Here is a 24,364-nt window from a genome sequence, read left to right as displayed (position 1 = left end):
TCGCGGGAGGCGTAATGTCGCCCGCCGTGACCACTGACAGCCGCGATCCGAACGCGGCCTCCTCCCCCGCCGTCAAACGGATGCTGATCGGTGAGCCGCTCGACTCCGAGAAGCTCGACGCGCAGCTGCTGCCGAAGAAGCGCGCGCTGCCGATCTTCGCCTCGGACGCGCTCTCGTCGGTGGCCTACGCGCCGCAGGAACTGCTGATGATCCTGCTCATCGGCGGCACGGCGTTCATGGCCTTCGCGCCCCCGGTGGCTGCGGCCGTCGTCGTGCTCCTCATCGTCGTCGTGCTCAGCTACCGGCAGCTCATCAAGGCCTATCCGTCGGGCGGTGGCGACTACGAGGTCGCCCGCACCAACCTCGGCGAGAAGGCCGGTGTGGTCGTCGGGTCGGCGCTCCTCGTCGACTACGTCCTGACGGTCGCCGTGTCGGTGTCGTCCGGCGTCGACAACATCATCTCGGCGCTCCCCGTCCTCGACCCGTGGCGCGTCGAGCTCGCGGTGGGCTTCGTCATCCTGCTGGTCATCGTGAACCTGCGCGGCGTCCGCGAAGCCTCGCAGGCGTTCGCGATCCCGACGTACGTCTTCATCGGCTCGGTCGCCGTCATGATCGGCACCGGACTGTTCCGCTGGCTCATGGGCGACGCGCCCGTCGCGTCGAGCGCGGCATACACGGTCGAGCCCGAGAGCCTGTCGCAGGTCGCCTTCGTCCTGCTGCTGCTGCGTGCCTTTTCGAGCGGATGCTCCGCCCTGACCGGTGTCGAGGCCGTGAGCAACGGCGTGCCCGCCTTCCGCGCCCCGAAGGTCAAGAACGCGCAGACGACCCTGGTGCTCATGGGCGGGATCGCGATCGTGCTCTTCGCCGGACTCACGACGCTCGCCCTGGTCGCGAACGTCCACTACGCCGAGAACCCGTGCTCGCTCATCGGGTTCGACTGCGCGTCGGGCCCCCAGCCGAGCCTCATGGCGCAGGTCGCGGCGGCGACGTTCGGCGGCGACTCGATCTTCTTCTTCATCATCCAGGCCGCGACGGCCTGCGTCCTGCTGCTCGCCGCCAACACGGCATTCAACGGATTCCCGCTGCTCGGTTCGGTGCTCGCCCGCGACAGCTACGCCCCGAAGGCGCTGAACTCGCGCGGCGACCGCCTCGTGTTCTCGAACGGGATGCTGATCCTCGGCGGCGCGGCCATCGCGATCCTCGTGGTCTTCCAGGCCAACCTGACGACCCTCATCCAGCTCTACATCATCGGTGTGTTCGTGTCATTCTCCCTGGGCCAGATCGGCATGGTCCGCCACTGGCGGCGTGAACTGAAGCTGCTGAAGGGGAACACCCCCGAGCGGCGCGCGGCGTACTCGGGCCTCGTCATCAACACCGTCGGCGCGGCGTTCACCGTCGCGGTCCTCGCGATCGTGACGGTGACGAAGTTCACCCACGGAGCCTGGCTCGTCTTCCTCGCCATGCCCGTCCTCGCGTTCCTGATGATCGGCGTCAACCGGTACTACCGCGACGTCGAGCACGAGATCGAGATGGACGACACGGTCAAGTACGGCTCGTCGGGCGACCTCGCGATCATCCTGGTCGGCAAACTGCAGAAGCCCGTCGCGAAGGCGATCGACTACGCCCTCGCCGCCAAGCACGAGAAGACGCTCGCCGTCCACGTCGCGGTCACCTCCGACGACATCGCCGAGCTGAAGGCCGATTGGGAGTATCACCGGATGCCGGTGCCCCTCGTCGTCGTCGACTCGCCCTACCGTCACTACGCGTCTCCGCTGATCGGGTTCATCGAGAAGTACCGCGAGAAGCACGGGCCGTCGGTCGTCACCGTCTATCTGCCGCAGTACATCGTGGGCCACTGGTGGGAGACGCCGCTGCACAACCGTCGTGCGCGGCGCATCGCGCAGCAGCTGATGATGGTCCACGGCGTGACCGTGACCCTCGTGCCGTGGCTGCTCGACTCGTCCGAGATCGTCTACGGCCGGCGCTCGCGCCCGCTCCCCGGCGACGACCGCGGCGGCCGGATCGACCAGCGTCATTACGGTTTGGTGGAGCATTCCGACAACTGATGGAGTTATGACGGTCGTCCTGCCACGATGACGGCATGGCCGAGTCCCGCCGCCCCCGCAACCTCATCCCGCTGCTGACCTTGGCGGGCGCGCTCGCGATCGCCGCCGTCGTCGCGATCGTCCTCCTGATGAATCGGATGCCGGCACCCGCTGCCGCCCCCGCGCCCGGGTCACCGACGCCCGAGGCATCCACTCCGTCCGTCGCGCCCAGCCCGACGCCGACCGAGGCGGAGGAACCGACGGCGAGCGACGTCGCGCTGGGTGAGGACGGCTTCACGATCGTCGCCGACGACGGGTCGGAGCTCTTCGCCTACGGCTGGCGCGACGATGCCGCCGGAGCGGTGTCCGCGCTCACCGACGCGTTCGGTTCGAAGCCGTCGGAGTCGGTCTACGAAGGTGACGGCACGCACTTCCCCGACTACACGTCGTACACGTGGGACGGCTTCACCTACTTCGACATGATCCCGACCGAGGGCGGGAAGTCCCGGGACGAGTACTCCATCCCGTCGTACGTGACGATGACGGGCCAGGCCGTGGACGGCGTCACCGTGACGCCCGAGTTCGACCTGGCGATCGGCCTGACCGCCGACGAGGTCCGCTCCCTCGGACCGGACAAGGAGCTCGCGATGCCGGACGGCGAGCCGCGCTTCTTCTTCGCCATCGACCGCGCCGACGGGGCGGGGGAGAACGGAGAGCTCGACGGGTACTCACCCTGGGTCGACACCGACCCCGCGGACGAGACGGTCGTGTCCATCTCCTACCGTCCGTACTACGACTTCTGACCGACCGGGCCGGCCGACCCGGTGACCCGCCACCGGCGTAGCCTAGGGGGGTGACTTCTCCCGCCCTGTCCGAGCCCGCCACGCTCGACGCCACCCGGTTGCGCGAGGACTTCCCGATCCTCCAGCAGGAGGTCAACGGGCATCCGTTCGTGTACCTCGACTCCGCTGCGACGAGCCAGAAGCCGCGTCAGGTGCTGCAGGCCGAATACGATTTCCTCACCCGCAGCAATGCCGCCGTCCACCGCGGTGCGCACACGCTCGCCGCCGAGGCGACGGACCTGTTCGAGGATGCCCGGGCAACCGTCGCGCGCTTCGTCGGCGCCCGCGAGGAGCAGCTCGCCTGGACGAGCGGTGCGACGCAGGGGCTCAACCTCGTGGCCTACTCGATCGGCAACGCGACGCTCGGGCGGGGGGCACCGGCATCCGCTCGGTTCGCGCTGCAGCCCGGCGACGAGATCGTCGCGACCGAGGCCGAGCACCACGCGAACCTCATCCCGTGGCAGGAGCTCGCCGCGCGCACCGGCGCCGTGCTGCGGCACATCCCCGTGCAGGACGACGGCCGGCTCGACCTGGATGCCGCCGCGCAGATCATCGGCGAGCGCACGCGGATCGTCGCGTTCTCGCACGTGTCGAACGTGCTCGGGATCGTGAACCCGGTCGCCGAGATCGTCGCCCTCGCGCAGGAGGTCGGCGCGCTGACGGTGCTCGACGCCTGTCAGTCGGCGCCGCACATGCGGCTCGACCTGCCCGCCATGGGCGTCGATCTCGCCGTGTTCAGCGGGCACAAGATGCTCGGCCCGTACGGCGTCGGCGGCCTGTACGGCCGCAGCGACGTGCTCGAGGCTCTGCCGCCGTTCCTCACCGGCGGGTCGATGATCACGACCGTGACGCTCGACGAGGCCGGCTACCTGCCGCCGCCGCAGCGGTTCGAGGCGGGCACGCAGCCGATCGGTCCCGCGATCGGCCTCGCGGCCGCCGTGTCGTACCTGGAGGATGCCGGCATCACCGCCGTCCACGCGCACGAGGCCCGGCTCGCGGCCCGGATGCGCGAAGGGCTCGTCGACATCCCCGGCATCCGTCTGCTCGGAGACGCCGAGGGCGCCGAGCGCGTGGGCCTCTGGAGCTTCGTCGTCGACGGCGTGCACGCGCACGACGCCGGCCAGTTCCTCGATGCGCAGGGCATCGCCGTCCGCGTCGGACACCACTGCGCCGCTCCCCTGCACCGACGGTTCGGCGTGACGGCATCCGTCCGCGCCTCGGCCGCCCTGTACAACACCGACGCCGATGTCGATGCCCTGATCGATGCCGTCAGCGGCATCCGGTCCTACTTCGGAGTGAACGAATGAACGGTCTCGACTCGCTGTACCAGGAGCTCATCCTGGACCACTCGAAGCACCCCCACGGGCAGGGCCTGACTCCGGAAGAGGGCCGCACGGCGAGCTCGCACCAGCACAACCCGATGTGCGGCGACGACATCACCCTGCGGGTGCGCGTCGACGAGGCCGGTGAGCGCATCGTCGACCTGTCGTGGGAGGGCTCGGGCTGCTCGATCTCGCAGGCGTCCGCGTCGATGCTCGCCGCGCTGATCGAGGAGGACGGCGGCGACGCCGGCCTGCCGCGCGAGGACGCCGTGAAGCTCATCGACGGGTTCCGCGAAGCGCTGCGCTCGCGCGGCACGATTCCGCTCGACGAGGAGACCTTCGCCGACGCCGCAGCGTTGTCGGGGGTGTCGAAGTTCTCGGCCCGCGTCAAGTGCGCGATGCTCGCGTGGGTCGCACTCGAGGACGCCCTCGCCCGGGCCTGAGCCGGCGGACGAGGGCGTCGTCTCGGAGGCGCGTCACGCCGCCTGCAGCACCTCGCGCTCGAGTCGAGCGTAGGACGCTTCCATGCCGTCGGCCATGCCGGTGGCGAGGATCATGTCGCGGGTCTCCTTGTCGGGGTACTCGATGAGGAGCGTCAGCAGCGTCGCGCCGTCCTCCTCGTAGAACTGCAGGTCGTTCCTCGTCGACGGACCCTCCATGCCGATCATCTTCTCGGTGCTGACCGAGCGGCGCGGCTCGTCGAGGAGCAGGGTCTCGCCCTCGAAGCCGAAGCGTGTCTCGGGCTGACCGTCCTGTTCCCACACCGTCCGATAGTGCTGGCCGACGACGCACTCGACCATCGACCACCCGTCGGGCCCCAGCATCCACTTCTTTATCAGGTCGGGATCGTTGTGAGCGCGCCACACGAGCTCGCGCGGACCGTCGACGAGGCGGGTGATGCGGACGTGGACGTCGTCGAGCAGCTCGACGTTCGTCCCCCTGCCCTGGAACCAGTCGCGCAGGTCGTGGAGCACGGTGTCGAGCTGGCTCATCGCCAGGCGCGACCCCTCGACGGCGCCCATCGCGACGACCTGCTCGAGCGCCTCGACCGAGGTGAAGTACGTGATGTTCGAGAGCCGCGAACCGGTCGCGGTCTCGTCGAACGAGAAGCGCATCCGCATGGACGGGAACTCGGCGAGCGGCTCGCCGTTCTCGTCGGCGAACGCGTCGAGGACCTCGAAGCCGCGGCCCTCGTCGATCGCGAGAAACTCCCACGTGCCGCGGGAGGTCTCGCCCGTCGGGCTCGTCATCGCGTAGTGCGCGTGACCGCCGACCGTGAAGTCGAAGGCGGTGAAGGTGGCCGGCCACCCGGGAGGGCCCCAGAACCGCTCGAGCTGTCGCGGCTGCGTGAACGCACGCCACAGCCGGTCGACGGGGGCGTCGACGTCGGCCGTGAGCGTCATGGTGAGGTTCGCGGTGTCGGTGGTGATGTCGGTGACGGGCATGTCTCACTCCTTCGTGGATCGGTCAGTTCTCGGGCTCGGCCAGCAGTGCGTCGAGTCGGTCGACGCGGGAGCGCCAGAGGTCTTCGTAGCGGCCGAGCAGCGCACGGGCGCGGGCGATCATGTCGGGGTCCGCTCGGACGAGACGCTCGCGGCCCTCGGCGCGCTTGACGACCAGTTCCGCCGCCTCGAGCACGGCGACGTGCTTCTGGACGGCTGCGAACGACATGTCGTAGTCCGCGGCGAGCGCGGAGACGGACTGCTCGTGCTCGAGGGTGCGACGCAGGATGTCGCGCCGCGTCGCCGTCGCCAGGGCGTGGAAGACGCGGTCGATCTGTTCATCGTTGAGCTCCGTTTGTGCAACCATTTGGTTGTACGTTAGGGCAGCGGATGCCGGGCGTCAAGAGGTCCCGGCGTCGGCGGGTCGATCAGGCCAGGGAGAGGAAGAGCTTCTCCAACTCGTCGGGGTCCAGGTCGGCGGACCCCTCGGGGTCGGTCAGGCACTCCCGCAACGCCGTCGAGATGACGAGGAACCCGGCCCGATCGAGCGCCTTGGACACGGCGGCGAGCTGCTGGACGACGTCGCGGCACGAGGCATCCCCCTCGACCGCGGTGATCACTGCGGCGAGCTGGCCCTGCGCGCGCTTGAGGCGATTGACCACCTTGCGCTTCGCCTCGGCATCGTGCGTGACCGGATCGCCGACCTGTGCAGCCTCATCCATGTCGGCATCCTCTCGTTCTCGTCGAAGTGCCACTCACTATACCCCCCTGGGTATTATTCCGGAGGCTTCGGGCCGATGGTGCACGAAGAGGTGGCCGTGTTCGTCGACCTCAGCCGCGGCATCCACGTCTCGCAGGGCCGCCGGACGCACGCGAATGTCGCGCCGGCGCGGACGGTCGAATGTGAGCAGCTGGTGCGGATATCTCGCTCGCATCGCTTTCCGCACCAGGCTGTCGTCGCGCGGAGCGAGGGTCAGCTGTGGAAGGGACTGCAAGCCGAGGCATCCGTTCTCGCGCCGGTGCGCCGCGGAGCCGGCGTCCTCGAACCGGACCTCTGTGGGCACCTCAACCCGGAGCACCGGCGCACGCTCCGCCGCCTGTCGTGGATGAGGGCGGCACTCCTGCGGATGCCCGGGGTTCGGGCTCGTGGACGTGCAGCGCGGCGTCCCCTGCGCGGCGTGCGGTGAGCCGACCGCTCAGATCAGCGCGGACGTCCACGGGTGCGCTGCGTGCGACGAGCGCGAGCTGCGGACCCGGGCGATCTCGGTCGCAGACCCCGCGACGTGCGCGGCGTGCAACCCGTGAGGGTCAAGCGTCGCCCGTGATGCCCCATCGGTCGGTCGGAAACTGCCCGGTGTGGAGGTCCTCGATGGCGTCCAGCACTTCGCTGCGATCGAGCACGTACTCGCGGGGGTAGTCGATCGCCTGGTCTCCGACGGTCAGATCGATCGTGTCGTCATCGTCCTCGTCGTCGCCCTCCGTCGCCGTGGCGGCCGGCGAGATCGCGTTGACGATGCGCGTTCCCGACGGGTTCTGCGCAGTGAGGACGTACCTGTCGGGCCCACCGCCGATCATGACCTCCCACTCGCCGATGCGGTGCGTGATGAGGGTGTTCGCGATGCCGTCGAGGTCGTCGAGCCCCCATGGGTCAGTCTCGTCCGTCACCCCGCCATTATGAGACGTCAGCCGATCCGCCGCCATCGTGTACTTCGGGGCCCCGGGCGTCTCGCAGATGAGGCGTTTCTCATCTGTCGGCCTGTTCGCGACGTGTGATTCCGGCGGTTTTCGGGGTCTCGATGTCGGAGGTTGGTGCAAGAGTGCAGGTATGACGGATGCGGCGGAAACCCCCGGTGGCGAGTCGTATCTCGCCGCCATCTCGGGGATCGTTGCGGACGTCGAGGACGTGGAGCGGCGGATGGCCGCGGTACAGATCGCGCAGCTCCGTACGCTCGCCGCGGCGGGACGGCTAGCCGAGGAACAGGGCGCTTACCCGAACGCGAAGGTGACGCTGCACGACATGGTGCTGCGGTCGATCTCGGCCGAAGTCGCTGGAGCGATGCGCACAACCGATCGGACGGTGCAACGCCGGATCGGCGAAGCCCGGGTGACGATCGAGGGGTTCCCGGCAGCGGTGGCGGCCTGGGAGTCCGGCCGGATCGTGCGCGGGCATGTGAAGGCGATCGTCGAGACCGGGGTGAACCTGCCGGCAGAGTTGTGGGCTGAGTTCGAAGCGATCGCGATCGAGCGGTGCGAAGGCCAGACACCGAACCGAGTTCGGGGTGAGCTAGAGATCCTCGCGCACCGGATGCACCCGCGTTCGTTTGCCGAACGACACGAGGAAGCTGCCGCGGGCCGGTGCGTGCGGTTGATCCCCGGGCGGGATGGGATGTCGGATCTGATCGCCACCCTCCCCACCGTGATTGCGGAAGGGATCCACGACCGGCTCACCCAGCAGGCGCGGGCGATCATCGATACCCGGGAGGAGTGTGCAACCGGCTCGGACGTCGTCGCCACCGATGCGCGCACCACCGATCAGGTCCGCGCGGATGTGCTCGCCGACCTGCTCCTCGCCGGCACGCCGGCGCTCGACGACACCCGCGACACCACCGCCGGACCGCTCGGCGCCATCCGCGCACGCGTGCAGGTTCTGGTTCCCGCGGCGACACTTACCGGTGCCGACGACGGGCCGTGCGATCTTGCCGGTCGTTCCCCCATCGATCCCGCAACCGTCCGCACGCTCGCCGGCGACACCGGAGTCTGGGAGCGCCTGTTCCACGACCCCACCACCGGAGTCACCGTCGCCACAGACTCGTACCGTGTCCCGTCCGGGATGCGACGGTTCCTGCAAGCCCGGGATCAGCGCTGCCGGTTCCCCGGATGCCGCGTCGCCGCGATCCGGTGCGAAGTCGACCACACCCACGACCACGCCCTCGGCGGCAAGACGGAACTGTCCAACCTCGCGCATCTCTGCCAGAGGCACCATTCGATGAAGCAATTCACCGCATGGAAGGTCCGACGACTCCAGGGTGGTGTCCTCGAATGGACCTCACCCCTCGGCAGGACCTACCGCGAAGACGCACCCACCCCGGCCGTCGCCTTCACCCCTGCCACCACACACCCCGCACCCTTCTGAATCGCTCCGTCCCTCCTCAGCCGAGCGACGCGCACGCGACGCACATCGTCGCCTGCGGCCGAACCTCCAGCCGGGCCTCGGGAATCGGGCGACCGCACCGTTCGCACACCCCGTAGGTGCCGGCATCCACTCGCGAGAGCGCCGTCGCGACCTGCGCCAACTCGTCCCGCGTCGACGCCCTCAGCGCATCGACCCGCTGCCACTCCCCCGACAGCGTCGAGCCCTCGGGGTCATGCTCGTCGTCGGCCGTCGCATCCGATCGATCGACCCGCAGCGCCGCATCGTCGGCATCGAGCCGCGCCAACTGCGCCTGCAGCTCCCGCTCGCGCGCACGCAACCGCTCGATCGGATCCATCCGGTCAGCGTAGGCCTACCCACCGACCCGGCGACCGTCAAGACCGTCGCGGCACCGGCATCCGCCCTTCAGAGTGGGTGCAACGGAAGGGAGCCCTCATGGCTGACAACGACGGCACCGAGCACAACGACCCCGAAGAGATGCCCGATACTGAGGAACTCGAGGAGCCCAGCGTCGCGAAGGAGCCCGGCGAGGAGCCGAAGGCGCCGCAGCCCCAGGGCGAGGAGCCCAGCCACCACGCCGTCGGCATCGGCGTCATCGACTCCGACCCGGACGACTCTCAGGACGACTGACGGCCGTCGTCGGCGGCGCTGCCCGTCACGCTCACGCCCTCGTCACCGATGAAGCACTGCACCATGCGGTCCTTATCGATGCCGTCCCACCCGCTCTCGGTCGGCGTGTAGAAGGAGTACTCGAGTAGGGAGTCCTCCCAGGGTTGTCCGACGAAGTCTTCGAACGCCGGCAGACAGCCCTCATCGGCCGCTGTCGCTGTCCCGTCCTCACCGGGATAGTCACCGGCGTGAAGCACGAACACGTGGTAGACCTCGTAGGTGTGCGCGTCCCCGCACGGGATCGCCTGCACGACGTACACCGAATCCTCCGTGGCCCGAGGATGCACGGCGTCCGATTCGTCGAAGCAATCCCCCGCGACGAGATCGAACACGTCGAGTTCACCGCCGACCGTGATCACGCCGGAGGCGTCACGGTAGACCGCGCCCGACAGCTGGTAGAGCGCGGCTTCCGAGCAGCCGGACATCAAGGGCGCCGCAACGACCAACCCCGCCGCTGCGAGCGCACCCGAGCGCCACCGACGTGTCGACATGAATCCCCCAGGAGTATGCGTCGAACTGACGGCGTCAGCGTATCGGAGCGCGGCCCTCGCAGACACGACGGGATGCCGGTGCCCCGCCGATAGGATGAGGGCGTCCCCCGGCATCCCGAGTCTTGGAGCCCAGCCGCGTGAGCACCCCAGTCACCCCCTCCGTCGCAGACACCGTCGAGAACGCCATCGCCACGCCGGAGCGGGAGCAGCCCTACGGCGCCCTCGGCCTGAAGCCCGATGAGTACGACAAGATCCGCGAGATCCTCGGCCGGCGCCCCACCTCGGGCGAGCTGGCGATGTACTCCGTCATGTGGAGCGAGCACTGCTCCTACAAGTCCTCGAAGATCTACCTCCGCCGCTTCGGCGACAAGGTCTCGGACGAGATGAAGGAACGGCTCATGGTTGGCATGGGCCAGAACGCCGGCGTCGTCGACGTGGGCGAGGGCTGGGCCGTCACCTTCAAGGTCGAGTCCCACAACCACCCGAGCTACATCGAGCCGTTCCAGGGCGCCGCGACAGGTGTCGGCGGCATCGTCCGCGACATCATCTCGATGGGCGCACGCCCCGTCGCGGTCATGGACCAGCTGCGCTTCGGCGACATCGACGACCCCGACACCGCCCGCGTCGTGCACGGCGTCGTCAGCGGCATCAGCTTCTACGCGAACTGCCTCGGCCTGCCGAACATCGGCGGCGAGACCGTCTTCGACAAGGTCTACCAGGGCAACCCGCTCGTCAACGCGCTCGCGGTCGGCGTCCTCCGCCACGAGGACATCAAGCTCGCCAACGCCACCGGCGCCGGCAACAAGGTCGTCCTGTTCGGCGCCCGCACCGGCGGCGACGGCATCGGCGGCGCCTCGATCCTGGCGTCCGACACCTTCGCCGACGGCGGCCCCACCAAGCGTCCCGCCGTGCAGGTCGGCGACCCGTTCGCCGAGAAGGTGCTCATCGAGTGCTGCCTCGAGCTCTACCAGGGCGAGCTCGTCGAGGCCATCCAGGACCTCGGTGCCGCCGGAATCTCGTGCGCGACGAGCGAGCTGGCCGCCAACGGCGGCTCGGGCATGAAGGTCGACCTCGAGAAGGTGCTGCTGCGCGACCCGTCGCTCACGCCCGAGGAGATCCTCATGAGCGAGAGCCAGGAGCGCATGATGGCGATCGTCGCTCCCGAGAAGCTCGACGCGTTCCTCGCCGTCGTCCAGAAGTGGGATGTCGAGACGAGCGTCCTCGGCGAGGTCACCGGAGACGGCCGCCTGCAGATCTTCTGGCACGGCGAGCAGATCGTCGACGTCGACCCCTCGACCGTCGCGGTCGACGGCCCCGTCTACGAGCGTCCCGTCGCCTACCCGACCTGGATCGACGCGCTCCGCAAGGACTCCGCCGCGTCCCTCGAGCGGAGCGACGACCCCGAGGTGCTGCGCGAGCAGTTCCTGAAGCTCCTCGGCAGCCCGAACCTCGCCGACACGTCGTGGGTCACCAACCAGTACGACTACTACGTCATGGGCAACACGGCCCTCAGCTTCCCCGACGACGCCGGCATGATCCGCGTCGACGAGGAGTCGGGTCTCGGCTTCGCGATCGCGACCGACTGCAACGGCCGTTACTGCCAGCTCGACCCGTACGCGGGTGCGCAGCTCGCCCTGGCCGAGGCGTACCGCAACGTCGCCGTCACGGGCGCCGAGCCCACCGCCGTCACCGACTGCCTCAACTTCGGCAGCCCCGAGAACCCCGAGGTCATGTGGCAGTTCGGGCAGACCGTCGACGGTCTCGCCGACGCCTGCTTCGAACTCGGCGTCCCCGTCACGGGCGGCAACGTCAGCTTCTACAACCAGACCGGGGACCAGCCCATCTTCCCGACCCCCGTCGTGGGCGTGCTCGGCATCATGGACGACGTCTCGCGCCGCATCCCCAGCGGCTGGCAGGATGCCGGCGAGAACATCTACCTGCTCGGCACGACGTCCACCGAGCTCGACGGCTCGGCCTGGGCCGACACGATCCACGACCACCTCGGCGGTCGCCCGCCGAAGGTCGACCTCGCCGGCGAGAAGACCCTCGCGGGCCTGCTGCAGGCCGCGCGCGACGAGATGCTCGTCTCGAGCGCGCACGACCTGTCGGCCGGCGGCCTCGGTCAGGCTCTCGCCGAGGCGACGACCCGGTTCGGCGTCGGCGCCCGCGTGTGGCTCCGCGAGATCATGGAGCGCGACGGTGTCGATGCCGCGACCGCCCTGTTCAGCGAGTCGACCGGCCGCGTCATCGTGTCGGTGCCGCGCGAGGAGGACGTGAAGTTCCGGGGCCTCTGCGAGGGCCGCGGCTACCCCGTGCTCCGCATCGGCGTGACCGACGACGCCGCCGAGGGCGAGCAGGCGGCCCTCGAGATCCAGGGTGTCTTCACCGTCCCCGTCGCCGAGCTCCGTCAGGTCTCGAAGGCGACGCTTCCCGCCGCCTTCGGAGCCATCGTCGACGAGGCCACCGCGTGAGCGACGACCCGGAATACGCCGACTTCGTCGGGCGCAAGCGCGCCCGCACGAAGGTGGTCGCGTGGACCGTCATCGTCGCGATGGTGCTCGTGGGCGGCGGCGCGACCGTCCTCACCCTCCTGTTCGGCTGACCCGGACCATGGACGCCACCGCGCCTGCCCTGCCGGGTCGCGCGGTGCTGCAGCAGCGCTGGAGCGGCGCCTGCTTCCTGCACTGGCGGGTCGATCCGGCACGGGTCGAACCCCACCTGCCGCCCGGAACCGAACCCGACCTCTTCGACGGGTCGGCGTGGGTCGGGCTGATTCCGTTCGTCCTCAGTGAGTTCCGCTTCCTGCCGCTGCGCCCGGTCCCCTTCGTCGGCCGGTTCGTCGAGATCAACGTCCGCACCTACGCGAAGGATGCCGACGGCCGCCGCGGCGTCGTCTTCCAGACCCTCGAGGCCGAGCACCTCCTGCCGGTCCTCGGCGCGCGTGCCGTCTTCGGCCTGCCGTACCGCTGGGCGAAGGCCGCGATGCGAACGGACGGCGACGCGCTCGAGTACGCCTCGCGGCGGCATCCGGGGTTCGGCGACCGGACGCGCACCCGCATCCGCGTCGTCCCGGGGACCGAGGTCGTCGACGACGATCTGAGCCGCTTCCTCACGGCACGCTGGGGCTTCCACGAGCGACACCTCGGCCGCACGATCTGGGCCGCGAACGAGCACGAGCCGTGGCCGCTGGTGCGCGCCGAGGTCGAGCGTCTCGACGACGGCCTGCTCGCGGATGCCGGTTTCCCGGGCCTCGCCGACCGCGCGCCCGATTCCGTGCTCGCGATGCCCGCCCGGCATCCCGGCGTCATCACCCGCTTCTCGAGCGCACGCCGCGTGCGCTGACGGGCGTCAGGCGGGGAGCGCGTCCCGCAGCCGGGTGAGGGTCGCCCGCCAGTCGTCGATCTCGTCGGACTCATCCCAGAGTTCGGCGAGCTCGGAGTCGCCGCCGACCTTGTCGAGGGCGGCGCGCGCCAGTGCCACGACGGATGCCGGCGGCGCGCCGACCCGCGCGAGGAAGCCCTCGACCGACTCGGCGTCCTCCTCCTCCGAGAGCGGAAGACCGGAACCGTGTGCGACCACGGCGGCCGCCGCGACGGCGATGGCGTCGCGGTCCGTGTCCTCTTCATCACCCGCCGCGTAGCCCTGCAGGACGTCGGTGACGAAAGCCCACGAGTCCGCTTCGTCGAGTTCCCACGCCCAGTCCGCTGCGGTGTCGTTGCCGAACGGTTCCTCGCTCCATGTGCCCATGCGGCAGAGCGTAGCGAGCCCGAGCGACATCCCGACGTCCGATCCCTGGGAACGCGACCATCCGTCGCGGCTAGCATGGCGGCATGCAGCTCTGGATCGTGGGGGTCGGAGCCGCGCTGGCGGAGTTCTGGTGGGTCGCACCCGCCGCCGCAGGTGCCGGCGCGGTCGGGTTCGTCGGCGTCCGCCGCGGCCGGACCACCCGCGCCCGCCGCCTCGGGCTCACGGCGGCCCAGCATGAGCTGCAGCAGGCCCGATCCGACGCGGTCAGCGCGCGCGCCGCAGCGCGCGTCGCGCAGGCGGAACTCACCCGCGCCGAGGCCGAACGCGCCGTCGGCCGCGCCCACCCCGACGACGTCCGCACCGCGCGGCGCGCACTCGAGACGGCGCAGCGCGCCAAAGCCGCGGCGACCGCGACCATCCGCGTCGCTCGCGCCCGCGTCGGCGCGGAGCGCGCCGCCGTCCCCGCCCGCGGCACCGACCCGAAGCACCTCCCCCTCGCGCGTCTCATGGCCGCGCACGACGCGATCGCCGCACGCTGGATGGAGTACGAGACGGATGCCGCCCGCCGCCTCGCTTTCCCCGCGCTCAGCGACGTGCGCGTCCCCGCCACGGCCGAGTTCCTGCGCCTCGAGGGCATCGCCCGCGAGCACCGCCCGGCATCCGCCACCGCCACCCTGACGCCCGAGCAGTTCTCGACCTACCGGGCTGCCGTCGACGACACCGGGCGCGCGTTCGCCGCTGCGGAGCAGGAGGCCTGGCGCCTCGCCGGACACCGACCCGACGACGCCCCCGCGGACCACTCGACCGCTGCACGCTGGACGATCGTCGCGACCGAGGCGATCGCCCGCTCGGTGGACGGGATCTCGCGCGCCGCGGAGGGCGCGGCATCCGCTCTGGACGCCTACCGCTCACGGCGGGACGGTCGCGACCGCGACCAGCACCGCCCGTAAGGTGTAGCGAGTGACCGATTTCTGGCAATTCGCGGGCCACTACTGGTGGCTCGTGTTCCCGCTGTTCGGGCTCGCCTCCGCGGCGAGCGGATCGTTCGCCGCGTCGTCGAAGCGCCGACACAAGCAGCGCCTCGAGATCATGAAGGCGAAGGCCGAACTCACGGCGGCGCGTGCGGCGGCCAAGCGCGGCATCGGGTCGGCCTCCGCCGCCGAGATCGACGCCCCCTCGCAGTCCGTCGCGGACCAGGCCGACGACCTGCGCGCCGTCCACGACGAGGTCACGCACCGCTGGCTCGACTACGAGCTCGACGTCGCCAAGCTCATCGCGTTCCCGTCGATGAGCAACGGGCGCGACCCCCTCACCGCCGGGTTCCTCCGCGCCAAGAAGATCGCCGACCGCGCCCGCCCCGCCGACGGCTCGAAGCCTACGGCCGAGCAGGTCGCCGAGTACCGCCGGGCCGTCACCGACTTCGAGGTCGCCTTCGACCTCGCCGAGCGCGAAGCGCGTCGCACCCGTGACTCGGGACTGACGGACGCCGAGCGCAAACGGCTCGCGACGGCATCCCGCATGCTCGCCGTCGCCACCGACGACGCCGCGACGCCGGCGGAACGCCACCTCGCCTACCAGCGCGTCCGCGAGGAGATCGACGGGCTCATCGCCCTCTCGGACGAGGCGGTCGAGGTGCTCGAGAAGAAGGTGGCCCAGCCGCTGACCGAGCGCCCGAACGACAACGGGGACCCGGCCGAAGCCGGATCCCCGTGACCTCACGGACCGATCAGTCGGTGACGATCGTGTCGTAGGCGTCGGGGTTCTTCGTCAGCCACTCGTCGACGGCGTCGGCGTACTTGCCTTCGCCGTAGGTGTTGACGACGGTGTCCTCGAGGCTCGCGTACTCCTCGTCGTCCAGCTTGATGCCGGCGATGAGCTTCGCCGCCTCGGGGTTCTCCTCCTTGAAGCCGTCGGTCGCGAGGAAGTGCAGGGCCTCAGCCTCGCCCATCGCTCCCTTCGGGTCCTCGAGGTCCTTCAGGTTGTACTTGTCGTTGGCCCAGAACGGACGCCACGACGTCACGACGATGTCGCGCTGCGCGGCCTCGGCGCTGTCGAGCTCGGTGAGCATCGCCGCCGTCGACGACGTGACGAGCTGGTAGCTGTCCTCCAGCCCGTACTCGGGCAGCATCGACTCCTGCGTCTGCTTCGTCAGACCAGCCCCGGGCTCGATGCCGTAGATCTTGCCGCCGAAGCGGCTCGCGTTCGCCTTCAGCTCGTCGATCGAGTCGATGTCGACGTAGTCGGGCACCGCGATGGTCAGCTTCGCGCCCTCGTAGTACGCACCGAGGTCCTCGATCTGGTCCTTGTACTGGTCCATGTAGGACTTGTGGGTCAGCTCGGGCCAGGCCGAGGGGTAGATGTCGACGTCGCCCTGCGCGAGACCGGCGTAGAGCGGTCCCGCCTCGGTGAGCTCCTGCATCTTGACCGTGTAGCCGACCTTCTCGAGCTGGTCCTGGAGCAGGTACGCGGTGCTGAGGCCGTCGGTCCACGAGGGCAGGTAGCCGAGCGTGATGGTGCCGAGGTCGCCCTCGCCACCGCCGTTGGATCCGCCGCCGTTCTCGACGTCGTTGCCGGTCGCGCAGCCGGCGAGGGCGAGGGATGCCGCAGCGCCGATCGCGAGGATGCCGGTCAGGTGTCGCTTGTTCATGTGTGCCTTCCGTATGTGATTGCTGGTTCCGTATCGAGCAGGTCAGGTGGGTCAGACGCCCACGGGCTCCGGGGCGGGAGTCGGGGTCGAGACGCGAGCGTCCTTCGGCGCGCGACGACGCGCGATCGCACCGAGCAGCGAGCCGCGCTGCGTCTTCAGAGCGCCGAGGGCTCCCGTCAGGCGGTCGAGGTAGACGGCGAGGATGACGACGCTGAGCCCGGCCTCGACGCCCTTGGCGATGTCGACGGTCGACATGGCCTGGACGATCTCCTTGCCGAGGCCGTCGGCGCCGGCGATACCGGCGATGACCGCCATCGACAGGGCCAGCATGATCAGCTGGTTGACGCCGGCCATGATGCTCGGCATCGCGAGCGGCAGCTGCACGCCGCGGAGGATCTGGCCCGGGGTGGCGCCGAACGCGTGGCCGGCCTCGACCGTCTCGCTGTCGACGCCGCGGATGCCGAGCTCGGTCAGACGCACGCCCGGGGGCAGCGCGAAGATGACGGTCGCGACGACACCGGGCACGACGCCGATGCTGAAGAACACGATGGCGGGGATCAGGTAGACGAAAGCCGGCATGCTCTGCATGAGGTCGAGCACGGGGCGGAGGATCGCACTGAACGTGTCGTTGCGGGCCGCGGCGATGCCGAGGGGCACGGCGATGACGACGGCGATGATCGCCGCGACCAGGACGAGCGCGAGCGTCTGCATCGAGGTCACCCACTGACCGACCCCGAGGATGAGGACGAAGCCGACGACCGTGCCGATCGCGAAGCGCCACGAACGGAGCACCCAGGCGAGCGCCGCGAAGATCACGATCACGGCGACGATGGGCAACGACAGGAGACCGTTCGCGAGCGCGTCCACGAACCAGCCGACGACGGCCGAGACACCGGACAGCAGCCAGCCGAGCGTGTCGCGGATCCACGCCACGCCTGCTTCGGCCCACTCACCGATCGGGATGCGGAAACCACCCATCAGCGCACCTCCTCCTTCTCGGTGGCCGGTCGGTCGACCGCGCCGCCGGCGAGTGCCTCATCGATCACGGAGCCGGGCACCGGGTCGAGGATCACGGGGATCTCCGTCGTCTCGGTCGTCGACGGGCCGAGCGCGGTGAGCAGCGTGATGCGCGGGATGACGCCGACGAGGCGACCCTCGGCATCCGTCACCGCGAGCGGCAGCGGCGACTCGGCAGCGGGCACGAAGAGGTCCATGAGGACGTCGTCCTGGCCGACGGCCTGCGGCACCGGCCGGAGCGCGGAGGCCAGCGAGCTCTCGCCGCGGCGGACGAGCTTGAGCGCGTCGCGGTCGCTGACCATGCCGATGAGCTTGCGGCTGCGGTCGGTCACGTAGACGGCGGCCATGCGGGCGTCGCGCATGGTGCGCAGGGCGCGGCGGGGGCCGGCGGCATCCGTCACCGAGACCGACCCGGGACGCTCCATGACGTTCGCGGCGGTGAGGACGCGAGCGCGGTCGACGTCCTGCACGAACTGCTCGACGTAGTCGTTGGCGGGGTCGGTGAGGATGTCCTCCGGCGTGCCGATCTGCACGATGCGGCCGTCGCGCATGACCGCGATCCGGTCGCCGAGGAACATCGCCTCGTTGAGGTCGTGCGTGATGAAGATGATCGTCTTCTGCAGCTTGTGCTGCAGCTCGAGCAGCTGCTCCTGCATCTCGCGACGGATGAGCGGGTCGAGCGCGCTGAACGCCTCGTCCATGAGCAGGATGTCGGTGTCGGCGGCGAGCGCACGGGCGATGCCGACGCGCTGCTGCATGCCTCCCGACAGGGCCGACGGCAGCTTGTCGCCCCAGCCCTCGAGGCCGACGAGCCCGAGGATCTCCTCGGCCTTCGCGAGCCGCTCCGCCTTGCCGACGCCCTGCAGTTCGAGCGGGTAGGCGACGTTCGCCGCCACCGTGCGGTGCGGCAGCAGCGCGAAGTGCTGGAACACCATGGCGATGCGCTCACGACGGATGCCGCGGAGCTTCGCGGCCGGGATGCCGGTGATCGGCTCGCCGTGTACGAGCACCTCTCCGCCGGTCGCGTCGTGCAGCCCGTTGAGCATGCGGATGATGGTGGACTTCCCCGAGCCCGACAGGCCCATGATCACGAAGATCTCGCCCCGCTCGACGCGGAAGCTCGCGTCGATGACGGCGGCGGTCCCGGCGTCGCGGACCTGGTCTCGGGGTTCCCCGGCCTTCAGGCGCTTGACCGCCTGGCCGGGATTGCGTCCGAAGACTTTGAACAGATTCTTCGCTTCGACAGCGGCAGTTGTCACGTGCTTCCCTCGGCGGGCGCGCACGCGTCCGCATAGGTAGCGCCCGGGTGGCGATCACCGGCATCCGCACGAGCGAAACCTCACTCGAGTGCAGAGCTTCGGCGACGAACATCGGGTCCATCGCCCAGACCGCCGACCATACGTCCGCTCGTCACCACGCCCTGAGGCGCCGGCTCGAACGGCCGCGGACTGGTCGTCGAGGGCACGAGGCCCACGTTCGACGGTAACGAAGTCGGTTGACGTGGATCAAATCGAGCCACCCCCTTGACCTCTTCCCGAAGCGCGGATATCACGCGCGCGCACCCGCCGCGAGAGCAACCCGTCCATGCCCGCGGGGGTGCAGAGTGGAGGGGAGTCCACCCGGAATGAGGAGCACCACGCATGAGCGATTTCGCCCGACGCATCGACGCCACGACGATCGACCACCTGCGGTCGACGGGCGCCACCAAGTGGTCGGCCGCCGACGGGTCGCTCGGTGCCTTCGTCGCCGAGATGGACTTCGGGATCGATCCCGCGATCACGGCGGCTCTCCACCGTGCGGTCGACGCCGGGTCGTTCGGGTACATGCCCCGGGGGATCAGCGCCGATCTGTCCGAGGCGACCGCCGAGTTCGTGGCGAGGCGATACGGCTGGCAGGTCGCGGCATCCGACGTCCAGCCGGTGCCCGACGTGATCATGGGACTCGAGCTCGCCATGGAGCACTGCTCCGCGCCGGGGTCGAAGATCATCGTGCCCACGCCGTCGTACATGCCTTTCCTCTTCGTGCCCCCGATGCGCGGACGCGACGTCATCGAGGTGCCGCTCGCCGTCCGCAACGGGCGGTACGAGTTCGATCTCGATGCCCTGCAGCGCGCCTTCGACGACGGCGGGAACCTCCTGCTGCTCTGCAACCCCTACAACCCGGTCGGCCGCGTGTTCTCACGGGACGAGCTGCTCGCTATCTCGGAGGTCGTGGAACGCAACGGCGGGCGCGTCTTTTCCGACGAGATCTGGGCACCCCTCGTCTACAGCGGATCGACCCACGTGCCCTACGCCACGGTCTCGCCCGCCGCCGCCCAGCACACGATCACCGCGATGAGCGCGTCCAAAGCGTGGAACCTGCCGGGGCTCAAATGCGCCCAGCTCGTCCTCACGAGCGACACGGACCGCGAGACCTGGGAACGGCTCGGCCCCTTCGCCGGCCACGGCACGAGCAACCTGGGCGCGATCGCGAATGCGACGGCTTACCGCGAAGGCGACCCCTGGCTCGCCGACCTCGTGCCCTACATCGAGCTCAACCGCGACACCCTGCTCGACCTGGTCGCCGAGGAGATCCCCGACGCATGGATGCCGAAGCCCGAGGGGACGTACGTCGCGTGGATCGACCTCCGCGCGCTCGGGCTCGGCGATCGCCCCGCCGAGTTCCTCACCCGCGAAGCCGGCGTGACGCTGACCGAAGGATCGATGTGCGGCGTCGCCGGTACGGGTTTCACCCGGCTGATCTTCGCGACGCCGCGACCGATCCTGGAACAGATCGTGCGCCGGGTCGGCGACGCCGTCCGGGGCTGATCCGAGGCTGACCTCACTGACGACGAATCCCGCGGCACCCCTCAGGGGTCGCGGGATTCGTCGTATCCGGCTGTTGACACCGTCGAGGTTCGGTGGTTACCTACTCACGTAACTAACCAACGAACGAGAACGCGGAGTCGGAATGGTCGACGAAGGACGCCCGCTCTTCCTGCAGATCGCAGAGAGCGTCGAGGACTCGATCATCGACGGCAGCCTGTCCGAGCAGGAGCAGGCTCCGTCGACGAATGAGCTGGCGGCCTTCCACCGCATCAATCCGGCCACCGCGGCGAAGGGAATCGCGATGCTCACCGACAAAGGCGTCCTCGTGAAGCGCCGCGGCATCGGCATGTTCGTCGCCGACGGCGCTCGCGAGCTGCTCCTCACCGAGCGGCGTTCGGCCTTCGCCGACCGCTATCTCGATCCTCTTATCGCCGAGGCACGCAAGCTCGGCCTCGGACCCGACGACCTCGCGCGTCTGCTGACCGAGCGCGCCACGACCACGAAAGGAACGTCACGATGACCGCCGTCATCGAGGTGAAGAACCTCACCAAGCGTTACCGCGACACCACCGCCGTGGACGACATCTCGTTCACGATCGAGCGCGACGCCATCTACGGCCTCCTCGGCCGCAACGGCGCCGGCAAGACGACCGTGATGTCGATCCTCACGGCGCAGAACTTCGCCACCGCGGGCGATGTCCGCGTCTTCGGCGAGGCTCCCTACGAGAACGCCGCCGTCCTCAGCCGGATGTGCTTCGTCCGTGAGAGCCAGAAGTACCCCGACGACGCGACGCCGACGCACGCCTTCCGCATCGCCCGGCTGTTCTACCCGAATTGGGACCAGGGGGTCGCCGACCGGCTCGTCCGCGAGTTCCGCCTGCCGATGAAGACGCGCATCAAGAAGCTCTCGCGCGGCCAGCTCTCGGCCGTCGGCGTCATCATCGGCATCGCCGCCCGCGCCGAGGTCACCTTCTTCGACGAGCCGTACCTGGGGTTGGATGCCGTCGCCCGCCAGATCTTCTACGATCGCCTCCTCGAGGACTACGCCGAGCACCCGCGCACGATCATCCTCTCCAGCCACCTGATCGACGAGGTCGCCAACCTCCTCGAGAAGGTCCTCGTCATCGACGCCGGCCGCATCATCATGGACGAGGACACCGAGTCCATCCGGGGACGCGCGTCGACGATCGTCGGCGAGACCGCCGTGGTCGAGGAGTTCGTCGCGGGTCGCGAGGTCATCCACCGCGAGAGCCTCGGACGCACCACGAGCGCCACCCTCCTCGGCGCGCTGAGCGCCGAGGACCGCACCGAGCTCTCGCTGGCGGGCCTCGACGTCCTGCCGGTCTCGCTGCAGCAGCTCATCGTGCGGCAGACGCAGAACGCCGTCCACACCGACGAAGGAGCACTCCGATGAACCGCACCCTCAACGTCGTGCGCATGCAGCTCGTCAACCGCGCCACCTTCATCTGGGTGCCGCTGATCGTGCTGGGCGGCACGCTCGCCATCAGTCTCCTCATCTTCGGCATGCTCTCGACGAGCGCCATCGACACCACGACGATGTTCGGCGGCGGAGCGCAGGCTCCGCTGTGGTACTTCCTGGCCGTCGGCGTCCAGGCACTGACCCTGAGCTTCCCGTTCTCGCAGGCCATGAGCGTGACGCGGCGCGAGTTCTACCTCGGCACGCTCCTGACCGCCGCGCTGACGTCCGTCGGTCTCGCGGTGATCTTCGTCATCGGCGGACTCATCGAGCAGGCCACGCGCGGGTGGGGCATGAACGCCTACATGTTCCGCCTCACCTGGATCTGGTCGCAGGGGCCGCTCGTGGCGGGACTGTTCTTCGCCGTCGTCGCGATGCTGTTCTTCGTCGTCGGCTTCTTCTTCGCGACCGTCTACAAGCGCTGGGGCAACCTCATCCTCACCGTCCTGCTGATCGGACTCGGGCTGATCCTCATCGGCGGCCTCTGGGTCGTCGGACGGATGGATGCCTGGGGACCGGTGTTCGCCTGGTTCGGCTCGCTGACCCCGATCGCCCTGACGGGTGCACTCGTCCTCGTCATCGCCGCGCTGTCGGCCGTCTCGTACGGGACGCTCCGACGAGCCATCGCCTGAGGACGACACCCTCCGACGGCCGCGGCCGGGGATCGCCTGGCGCGATCCCCGGCCGCGATACGATTCGATCCACTCGACAGGGCGGTGGGGAGCACGATGGCACGTCTGACACCGGGTACGCAGAATGACAGGGATGCCGCCGTCGCCGCCGCATCCGCTGCCTCAGGCCGACCCGATCCGGAGTTCGAGGCTCGCCTCGACGACGTGTTCCCCGTCCTGCACGGCCTGTTCCTGCAGCTCTACGGCGAGCGCGAGGACGGCCAGGAGGCCCTCGCCGACGTCATCGCCGCCGCCGCCGCGAGCTGGCGCGACCGCCCCGCCGATCTCAAATCGCTCGACCGGCGACGCCTCGCCGACCCGGGCTGGTTCCTGTCGGAGAAGATGCTCGGCGGCGTCTGCTACGTCGACAGGTACGCGGGGTCCCTTCGGGGCATCCGGGATCGCATCCCCTACTTCCAGGAGCTGGGTCTCACCTACCTGCACCTGATGCCGCTGTTCGACTCCCCCGAGGGCAACAACGACGGCGGCTACGCGGTGTCGAGCTACCGCGCGGTCGACGACCGCCTCGGCACGATGGCAGACCTCGCCGCCCTGTCGGCGGAGTTGCGTGAGGCGGGGATCTCGCTCGTCGTGGACTTCATCTTCAACCACACGAGCAACGAGCACGAGTGGGCGCAGAAGGCGATCGCCGGCGTCCCCGGGTACGAGGACTTCTACCTGATCTTCCCCGACCGCACGATGCCCGATCTCTACGAGCAGACGGTCCGCGAGATCTTCCCCGACGACCACCCCGGCGCGTTCGTGCAGCTGCCCGACGGCCGCTGGATCTGGGCGACGTTCTACCACTTCCAGTGGGACCTCAACTATGCGAACCCGGCGGTCTTCCGCGCCATGGCGGGCGAGATGCTGTTCCTCGCGAACCAGGGCGTCGAGGTGCTCCGCATGGACGCCGTCGCGTTCATCTGGAAGCGGCTCGGCACCACGTGCGAATCGCTTCCCGAGGCGCACCTGCTGCTGCAGGCGTTCAACCAGGTCCTCACCCTCGGTGCCCCGTCGGTGCTCTTCAAGTCCGAGGCGATCGTGCACCCGGACGAGGTCATCACCTACATCTCGCCCGACGAGTGCCAGCTCTCCTACAACCCGCTGCAGATGGCGCTCGGCTGGGAGGCGCTGGCGACCCGCGACGGACGCCTCCTGCAGAAGGCGCTCGACGAACGCCACGCCCTGCCCGCGGGCACCGCGTGGGTGAACTACGTCCGCAGCCACGACGACATCGGCTGGACGTTCGCCGACGAGGATGCCGCGACCCTCGGCATCGACGGTTACTCGCACCGCCGATTCCTCAACGATTTCTACGTGGGGCGCTTCGAGGGCACGTTCTCGCGCGGCGTGCCGTTCCAGGAGAACCCGAAGACCGGCGACGCCCGCGTCGCGGGGACCACGGCGTCCCTCGCCGGCGTCGAGGCGGGCGACCCGGGCGGCGAGGACCGCGTCATCCTGGCGCATGCGCTCGCGCTGTCGACCGGCGGCATCCCTCTGCTCTATCTCGGTGACGAGCTCGGGCAGCTCAACGATCACTCGTACCTCGACGACCCCGCGCACGCCGGCGACAGCCGCTGGGTGCACCGTCCGGCAGCGGATGCCGCGGCGTTCGCCGCGCGGCACGACAACGCCACGGTCGCGGGGCGCATCCACGCCCGGCTCACCGCGCTCATCGCGGCCCGCCGCCGGACGCCCGAGTTCGCGGGCAATCCACTGACGCCGTTCCACACGCCGCATCCGTCGGTGGTCGGGTTCCAACGCGTCGGCGCCGGCGTCGTGCTCGTGCTCGCGAACGTCGGCGACGACGCGGTGACGGTCGGCCGAGAGACGCTCTCGGGGTTCGAGGCGACAGCGATCGACGTCGTCACGGATGCCGCCGTGGATCTGACCGACGGCCTCGAGCTCGCGCCGCACGGCGTCCGCTGGCTGCGGGTACAGCGTCAGCGGATGCAATAGATTCCGCGCGGCGCGCCGCGGCATCCCTCGCCTGATCGGCGTGTCGCCGCCGAAACTGTTGCATCCGCTGACGGGTCG

General features: G+C 69.7%; 28 protein-coding genes. 18 read left to right on the top strand and 10 right to left on the bottom strand.

Annotation, left to right across the window (positions count from 1 at the left end; genetic code table 11):
• Nucleotides 1-14: 14 nt before the first annotated feature.
• Genes Q9S78_RS02465 through sufU form a run of 4 tightly spaced genes read left to right on the top strand, consistent with a single transcriptional unit; the run spans nucleotide 15 to nucleotide 4,652 of the window.
• Nucleotides 15-2,066 carry an APC family permease gene (locus tag Q9S78_RS02465; protein ID WP_018187892.1) on the top strand — a complete coding sequence of 684 codons (2,052 nt, stop codon included), beginning with the start codon at nucleotides 15-17 and terminating at the stop codon, nucleotides 2,064-2,066.
• 35 nt (nucleotides 2,067-2,101) lie between these two features.
• Nucleotides 2,102-2,848 carry a hypothetical protein gene (locus tag Q9S78_RS02460; protein ID WP_311868680.1) on the top strand — a complete coding sequence of 249 codons (747 nt, stop codon included), beginning with the start codon at nucleotides 2,102-2,104 and terminating at the stop codon, nucleotides 2,846-2,848.
• Nucleotides 2,849-2,898: 50 nt separating this feature from the next.
• Nucleotides 2,899-4,194 carry a SufS family cysteine desulfurase gene (locus Q9S78_RS02455; RefSeq protein ID WP_311868678.1) on the top strand — a complete coding sequence of 432 codons (1,296 nt, stop codon included), beginning with the start codon at nucleotides 2,899-2,901 and terminating at the stop codon, nucleotides 4,192-4,194.
• Nucleotides 4,191-4,652 carry a Fe-S cluster assembly sulfur transfer protein SufU gene (gene sufU, locus Q9S78_RS02450; RefSeq protein WP_018187890.1) on the top strand — a complete coding sequence of 154 codons (462 nt, stop codon included), beginning with the start codon at nucleotides 4,191-4,193 and terminating at the stop codon, nucleotides 4,650-4,652. The genes Q9S78_RS02455 and sufU overlap by 4 nt, the downstream gene beginning before the upstream one ends.
• A 33-nt stretch (nucleotides 4,653-4,685) precedes the next feature.
• Here the strand turns inward: sufU and Q9S78_RS02445 are convergent, their stop codons facing one another.
• The 3 genes from Q9S78_RS02445 to Q9S78_RS02435 form a co-directional block, all read right to left on the bottom strand.
• A complete protein-coding gene (locus Q9S78_RS02445; RefSeq protein WP_311868675.1) occupies nucleotides 4,686-5,654 on the bottom strand; it encodes an SRPBCC family protein in 969 nt (322 codons plus the stop codon).
• 22 nt (nucleotides 5,655-5,676) lie between these two features.
• Entirely contained in the window at nucleotides 5,677-6,018 is a 342-nt protein-coding gene (locus tag Q9S78_RS02440) for an ArsR/SmtB family transcription factor (protein WP_311868674.1), read from the bottom strand.
• 61 nt (nucleotides 6,019-6,079) lie between these two features.
• On the bottom strand, nucleotides 6,080-6,373 hold the full coding sequence (locus Q9S78_RS02435; protein ID WP_116227847.1) for a metal-sensitive transcriptional regulator: 294 nt from the start codon (nucleotides 6,371-6,373) through the stop codon (nucleotides 6,080-6,082).
• Nucleotides 6,374-6,448: 75 nt separating this feature from the next.
• Between Q9S78_RS02435 and Q9S78_RS02430 the strand changes: the two genes are divergently transcribed.
• Entirely contained in the window at nucleotides 6,449-6,838 is a 390-nt protein-coding gene (locus tag Q9S78_RS02430; RefSeq protein WP_311868671.1) for a hypothetical protein, read from the top strand.
• Nucleotides 6,798-6,956, top strand: coding sequence for a DUF6671 family protein (locus Q9S78_RS14300; RefSeq protein ID WP_376716527.1), 159 nt, complete (start codon nucleotides 6,798-6,800; stop codon nucleotides 6,954-6,956). The genes Q9S78_RS02430 and Q9S78_RS14300 overlap by 41 nt, the downstream gene beginning before the upstream one ends.
• 3 nt (nucleotides 6,957-6,959) lie before the next feature.
• On the opposite strand, the gene Q9S78_RS02425 is transcribed toward Q9S78_RS14300, so the two are convergent.
• Nucleotides 6,960-7,316, bottom strand: coding sequence for a hypothetical protein (locus Q9S78_RS02425; protein ID WP_311868669.1), 357 nt, complete (start codon nucleotides 7,314-7,316; stop codon nucleotides 6,960-6,962).
• A 160-nt stretch (nucleotides 7,317-7,476) separates the two neighbouring features.
• On the opposite strand from Q9S78_RS02425, the gene Q9S78_RS02420 reads away from it, so the two are divergent.
• Nucleotides 7,477-8,784 (top strand): HNH endonuclease signature motif containing protein, encoded by a 1,308-nt coding sequence (locus Q9S78_RS02420; protein WP_311868667.1) that lies wholly within the window; start codon nucleotides 7,477-7,479, stop codon nucleotides 8,782-8,784.
• A 16-nt stretch (nucleotides 8,785-8,800) separates the two neighbouring features.
• Here the strand turns inward: Q9S78_RS02420 and Q9S78_RS02415 are convergent, their stop codons facing one another.
• The gene (locus Q9S78_RS02415; protein WP_018187884.1) at nucleotides 8,801-9,139 is read right to left on the bottom strand and encodes a TraR/DksA family transcriptional regulator; all 339 of its coding nucleotides are present in this window, start codon (nucleotides 9,137-9,139) and stop codon (nucleotides 8,801-8,803) included.
• A gap of 98 nt (nucleotides 9,140-9,237) precedes the next feature.
• Here Q9S78_RS02415 and Q9S78_RS02410 point away from each other — a divergent pair, with 98 nt between their 5' ends.
• A complete protein-coding gene (locus Q9S78_RS02410; protein ID WP_018187883.1) occupies nucleotides 9,238-9,432 on the top strand; it encodes a hypothetical protein in 195 nt (64 codons plus the stop codon).
• On the opposite strand, the gene Q9S78_RS02405 is transcribed toward Q9S78_RS02410, so the two are convergent.
• Nucleotides 9,420-9,962 carry a septum formation family protein gene (locus Q9S78_RS02405; protein WP_311868664.1) on the bottom strand — a complete coding sequence of 181 codons (543 nt, stop codon included), beginning with the start codon at nucleotides 9,960-9,962 and terminating at the stop codon, nucleotides 9,420-9,422. The two genes, Q9S78_RS02410 and Q9S78_RS02405, sit on opposite strands and share 13 nt — an antisense overlap.
• 137 nt (nucleotides 9,963-10,099) lie before the next feature.
• On the opposite strand from Q9S78_RS02405, the gene purL reads away from it, so the two are divergent.
• From purL to Q9S78_RS02390, 3 genes are read left to right on the top strand one after another with little or no spacing between them, the layout of a single operon-like run.
• Nucleotides 10,100-12,433 (top strand): phosphoribosylformylglycinamidine synthase subunit PurL, encoded by a 2,334-nt coding sequence (gene purL / locus Q9S78_RS02400; RefSeq protein WP_311868662.1) that lies wholly within the window; start codon nucleotides 10,100-10,102, stop codon nucleotides 12,431-12,433.
• A complete protein-coding gene (locus Q9S78_RS02395; protein WP_018187880.1) occupies nucleotides 12,430-12,564 on the top strand; it encodes a hypothetical protein in 135 nt (44 codons plus the stop codon). The genes purL and Q9S78_RS02395 overlap by 4 nt, the downstream gene beginning before the upstream one ends.
• A gap of 8 nt (nucleotides 12,565-12,572) precedes the next feature.
• On the top strand, nucleotides 12,573-13,304 hold the full coding sequence (locus Q9S78_RS02390) for a YqjF family protein (RefSeq protein WP_018187879.1): 732 nt from the start codon (nucleotides 12,573-12,575) through the stop codon (nucleotides 13,302-13,304).
• A 6-nt stretch (nucleotides 13,305-13,310) separates the two neighbouring features.
• Here Q9S78_RS02390 and Q9S78_RS02385 read toward each other — a convergent pair whose 3' ends face one another.
• The gene (locus Q9S78_RS02385) at nucleotides 13,311-13,709 is read right to left on the bottom strand and encodes a DUF4259 domain-containing protein (RefSeq protein WP_028497435.1); all 399 of its coding nucleotides are present in this window, start codon (nucleotides 13,707-13,709) and stop codon (nucleotides 13,311-13,313) included.
• Between the two features lie 83 nt (nucleotides 13,710-13,792).
• Between Q9S78_RS02385 and Q9S78_RS02380 the strand changes: the two genes are divergently transcribed.
• Nucleotides 13,793-14,659, top strand: a complete 867-nt coding sequence (locus tag Q9S78_RS02380; protein ID WP_020097650.1) for a hypothetical protein — start codon at nucleotides 13,793-13,795, stop codon at nucleotides 14,657-14,659.
• A 10-nt stretch (nucleotides 14,660-14,669) separates the two neighbouring features.
• Nucleotides 14,670-15,422, top strand: a complete 753-nt coding sequence (locus Q9S78_RS02375) for a hypothetical protein (RefSeq protein ID WP_018187876.1) — start codon at nucleotides 14,670-14,672, stop codon at nucleotides 15,420-15,422.
• Nucleotides 15,423-15,435: 13 nt separating this feature from the next.
• On the opposite strand, the gene Q9S78_RS02370 is transcribed toward Q9S78_RS02375, so the two are convergent.
• The 3 genes from Q9S78_RS02370 to Q9S78_RS02360 are packed head-to-tail and all read right to left on the bottom strand — an operon-like array spanning nucleotide 15,436 to nucleotide 18,632.
• Nucleotides 15,436-16,356 carry a glycine betaine ABC transporter substrate-binding protein gene (locus tag Q9S78_RS02370; RefSeq protein ID WP_018187875.1) on the bottom strand — a complete coding sequence of 307 codons (921 nt, stop codon included), beginning with the start codon at nucleotides 16,354-16,356 and terminating at the stop codon, nucleotides 15,436-15,438.
• A 51-nt stretch (nucleotides 16,357-16,407) separates the two neighbouring features.
• The gene (locus Q9S78_RS02365) at nucleotides 16,408-17,334 is read right to left on the bottom strand and encodes an ABC transporter permease (RefSeq protein WP_311868657.1); all 927 of its coding nucleotides are present in this window, start codon (nucleotides 17,332-17,334) and stop codon (nucleotides 16,408-16,410) included.
• Complete coding sequence (locus tag Q9S78_RS02360) at nucleotides 17,334-18,632, bottom strand: quaternary amine ABC transporter ATP-binding protein (RefSeq protein ID WP_116227839.1); 1,299 nt, start codon at nucleotides 18,630-18,632, stop codon at nucleotides 17,334-17,336. The genes Q9S78_RS02365 and Q9S78_RS02360 overlap by 1 nt, the downstream gene beginning before the upstream one ends.
• A 381-nt stretch (nucleotides 18,633-19,013) precedes the next feature.
• Between Q9S78_RS02360 and Q9S78_RS02355 the strand changes: the two genes are divergently transcribed.
• The 5 genes from Q9S78_RS02355 to Q9S78_RS02335 all read left to right on the top strand — a co-directional run bounded on the left by Q9S78_RS02355 (nucleotide 19,014) and on the right by Q9S78_RS02335 (nucleotide 24,286).
• Complete coding sequence (locus Q9S78_RS02355; RefSeq protein ID WP_311868655.1) at nucleotides 19,014-20,180, top strand: MalY/PatB family protein; 1,167 nt, start codon at nucleotides 19,014-19,016, stop codon at nucleotides 20,178-20,180.
• A 142-nt stretch (nucleotides 20,181-20,322) separates the two neighbouring features.
• Entirely contained in the window at nucleotides 20,323-20,700 is a 378-nt protein-coding gene (locus Q9S78_RS02350) for a GntR family transcriptional regulator (protein ID WP_116227837.1), read from the top strand.
• Nucleotides 20,697-21,593, top strand: coding sequence for an ABC transporter ATP-binding protein (locus Q9S78_RS02345; RefSeq protein ID WP_311868654.1), 897 nt, complete (start codon nucleotides 20,697-20,699; stop codon nucleotides 21,591-21,593). Before Q9S78_RS02350 ends, Q9S78_RS02345 begins: the two co-directional genes overlap by 4 nt.
• Nucleotides 21,590-22,288 carry a hypothetical protein gene (locus Q9S78_RS02340; RefSeq protein WP_311868652.1) on the top strand — a complete coding sequence of 233 codons (699 nt, stop codon included), beginning with the start codon at nucleotides 21,590-21,592 and terminating at the stop codon, nucleotides 22,286-22,288. The genes Q9S78_RS02345 and Q9S78_RS02340 overlap by 4 nt, the downstream gene beginning before the upstream one ends.
• Before the next feature lie 96 nt (nucleotides 22,289-22,384).
• Nucleotides 22,385-24,286: an alpha-amylase family protein gene (locus Q9S78_RS02335; protein WP_311868650.1), complete on the top strand. Its 1,902-nt coding sequence runs from the start codon at nucleotides 22,385-22,387 to the stop codon at nucleotides 24,284-24,286.
• The last annotated feature ends 78 nt before the right edge of the window (nucleotides 24,287-24,364 follow it).

This window comes from Microbacterium aquilitoris, assembly GCF_031932285.1.
GTDB classification, from domain to species: domain Bacteria; phylum Actinomycetota; class Actinomycetes; order Actinomycetales; family Microbacteriaceae; genus Microbacterium; species Microbacterium aquilitoris.
This window is presented reverse-complemented; position numbering and strand designations above follow the sequence as displayed.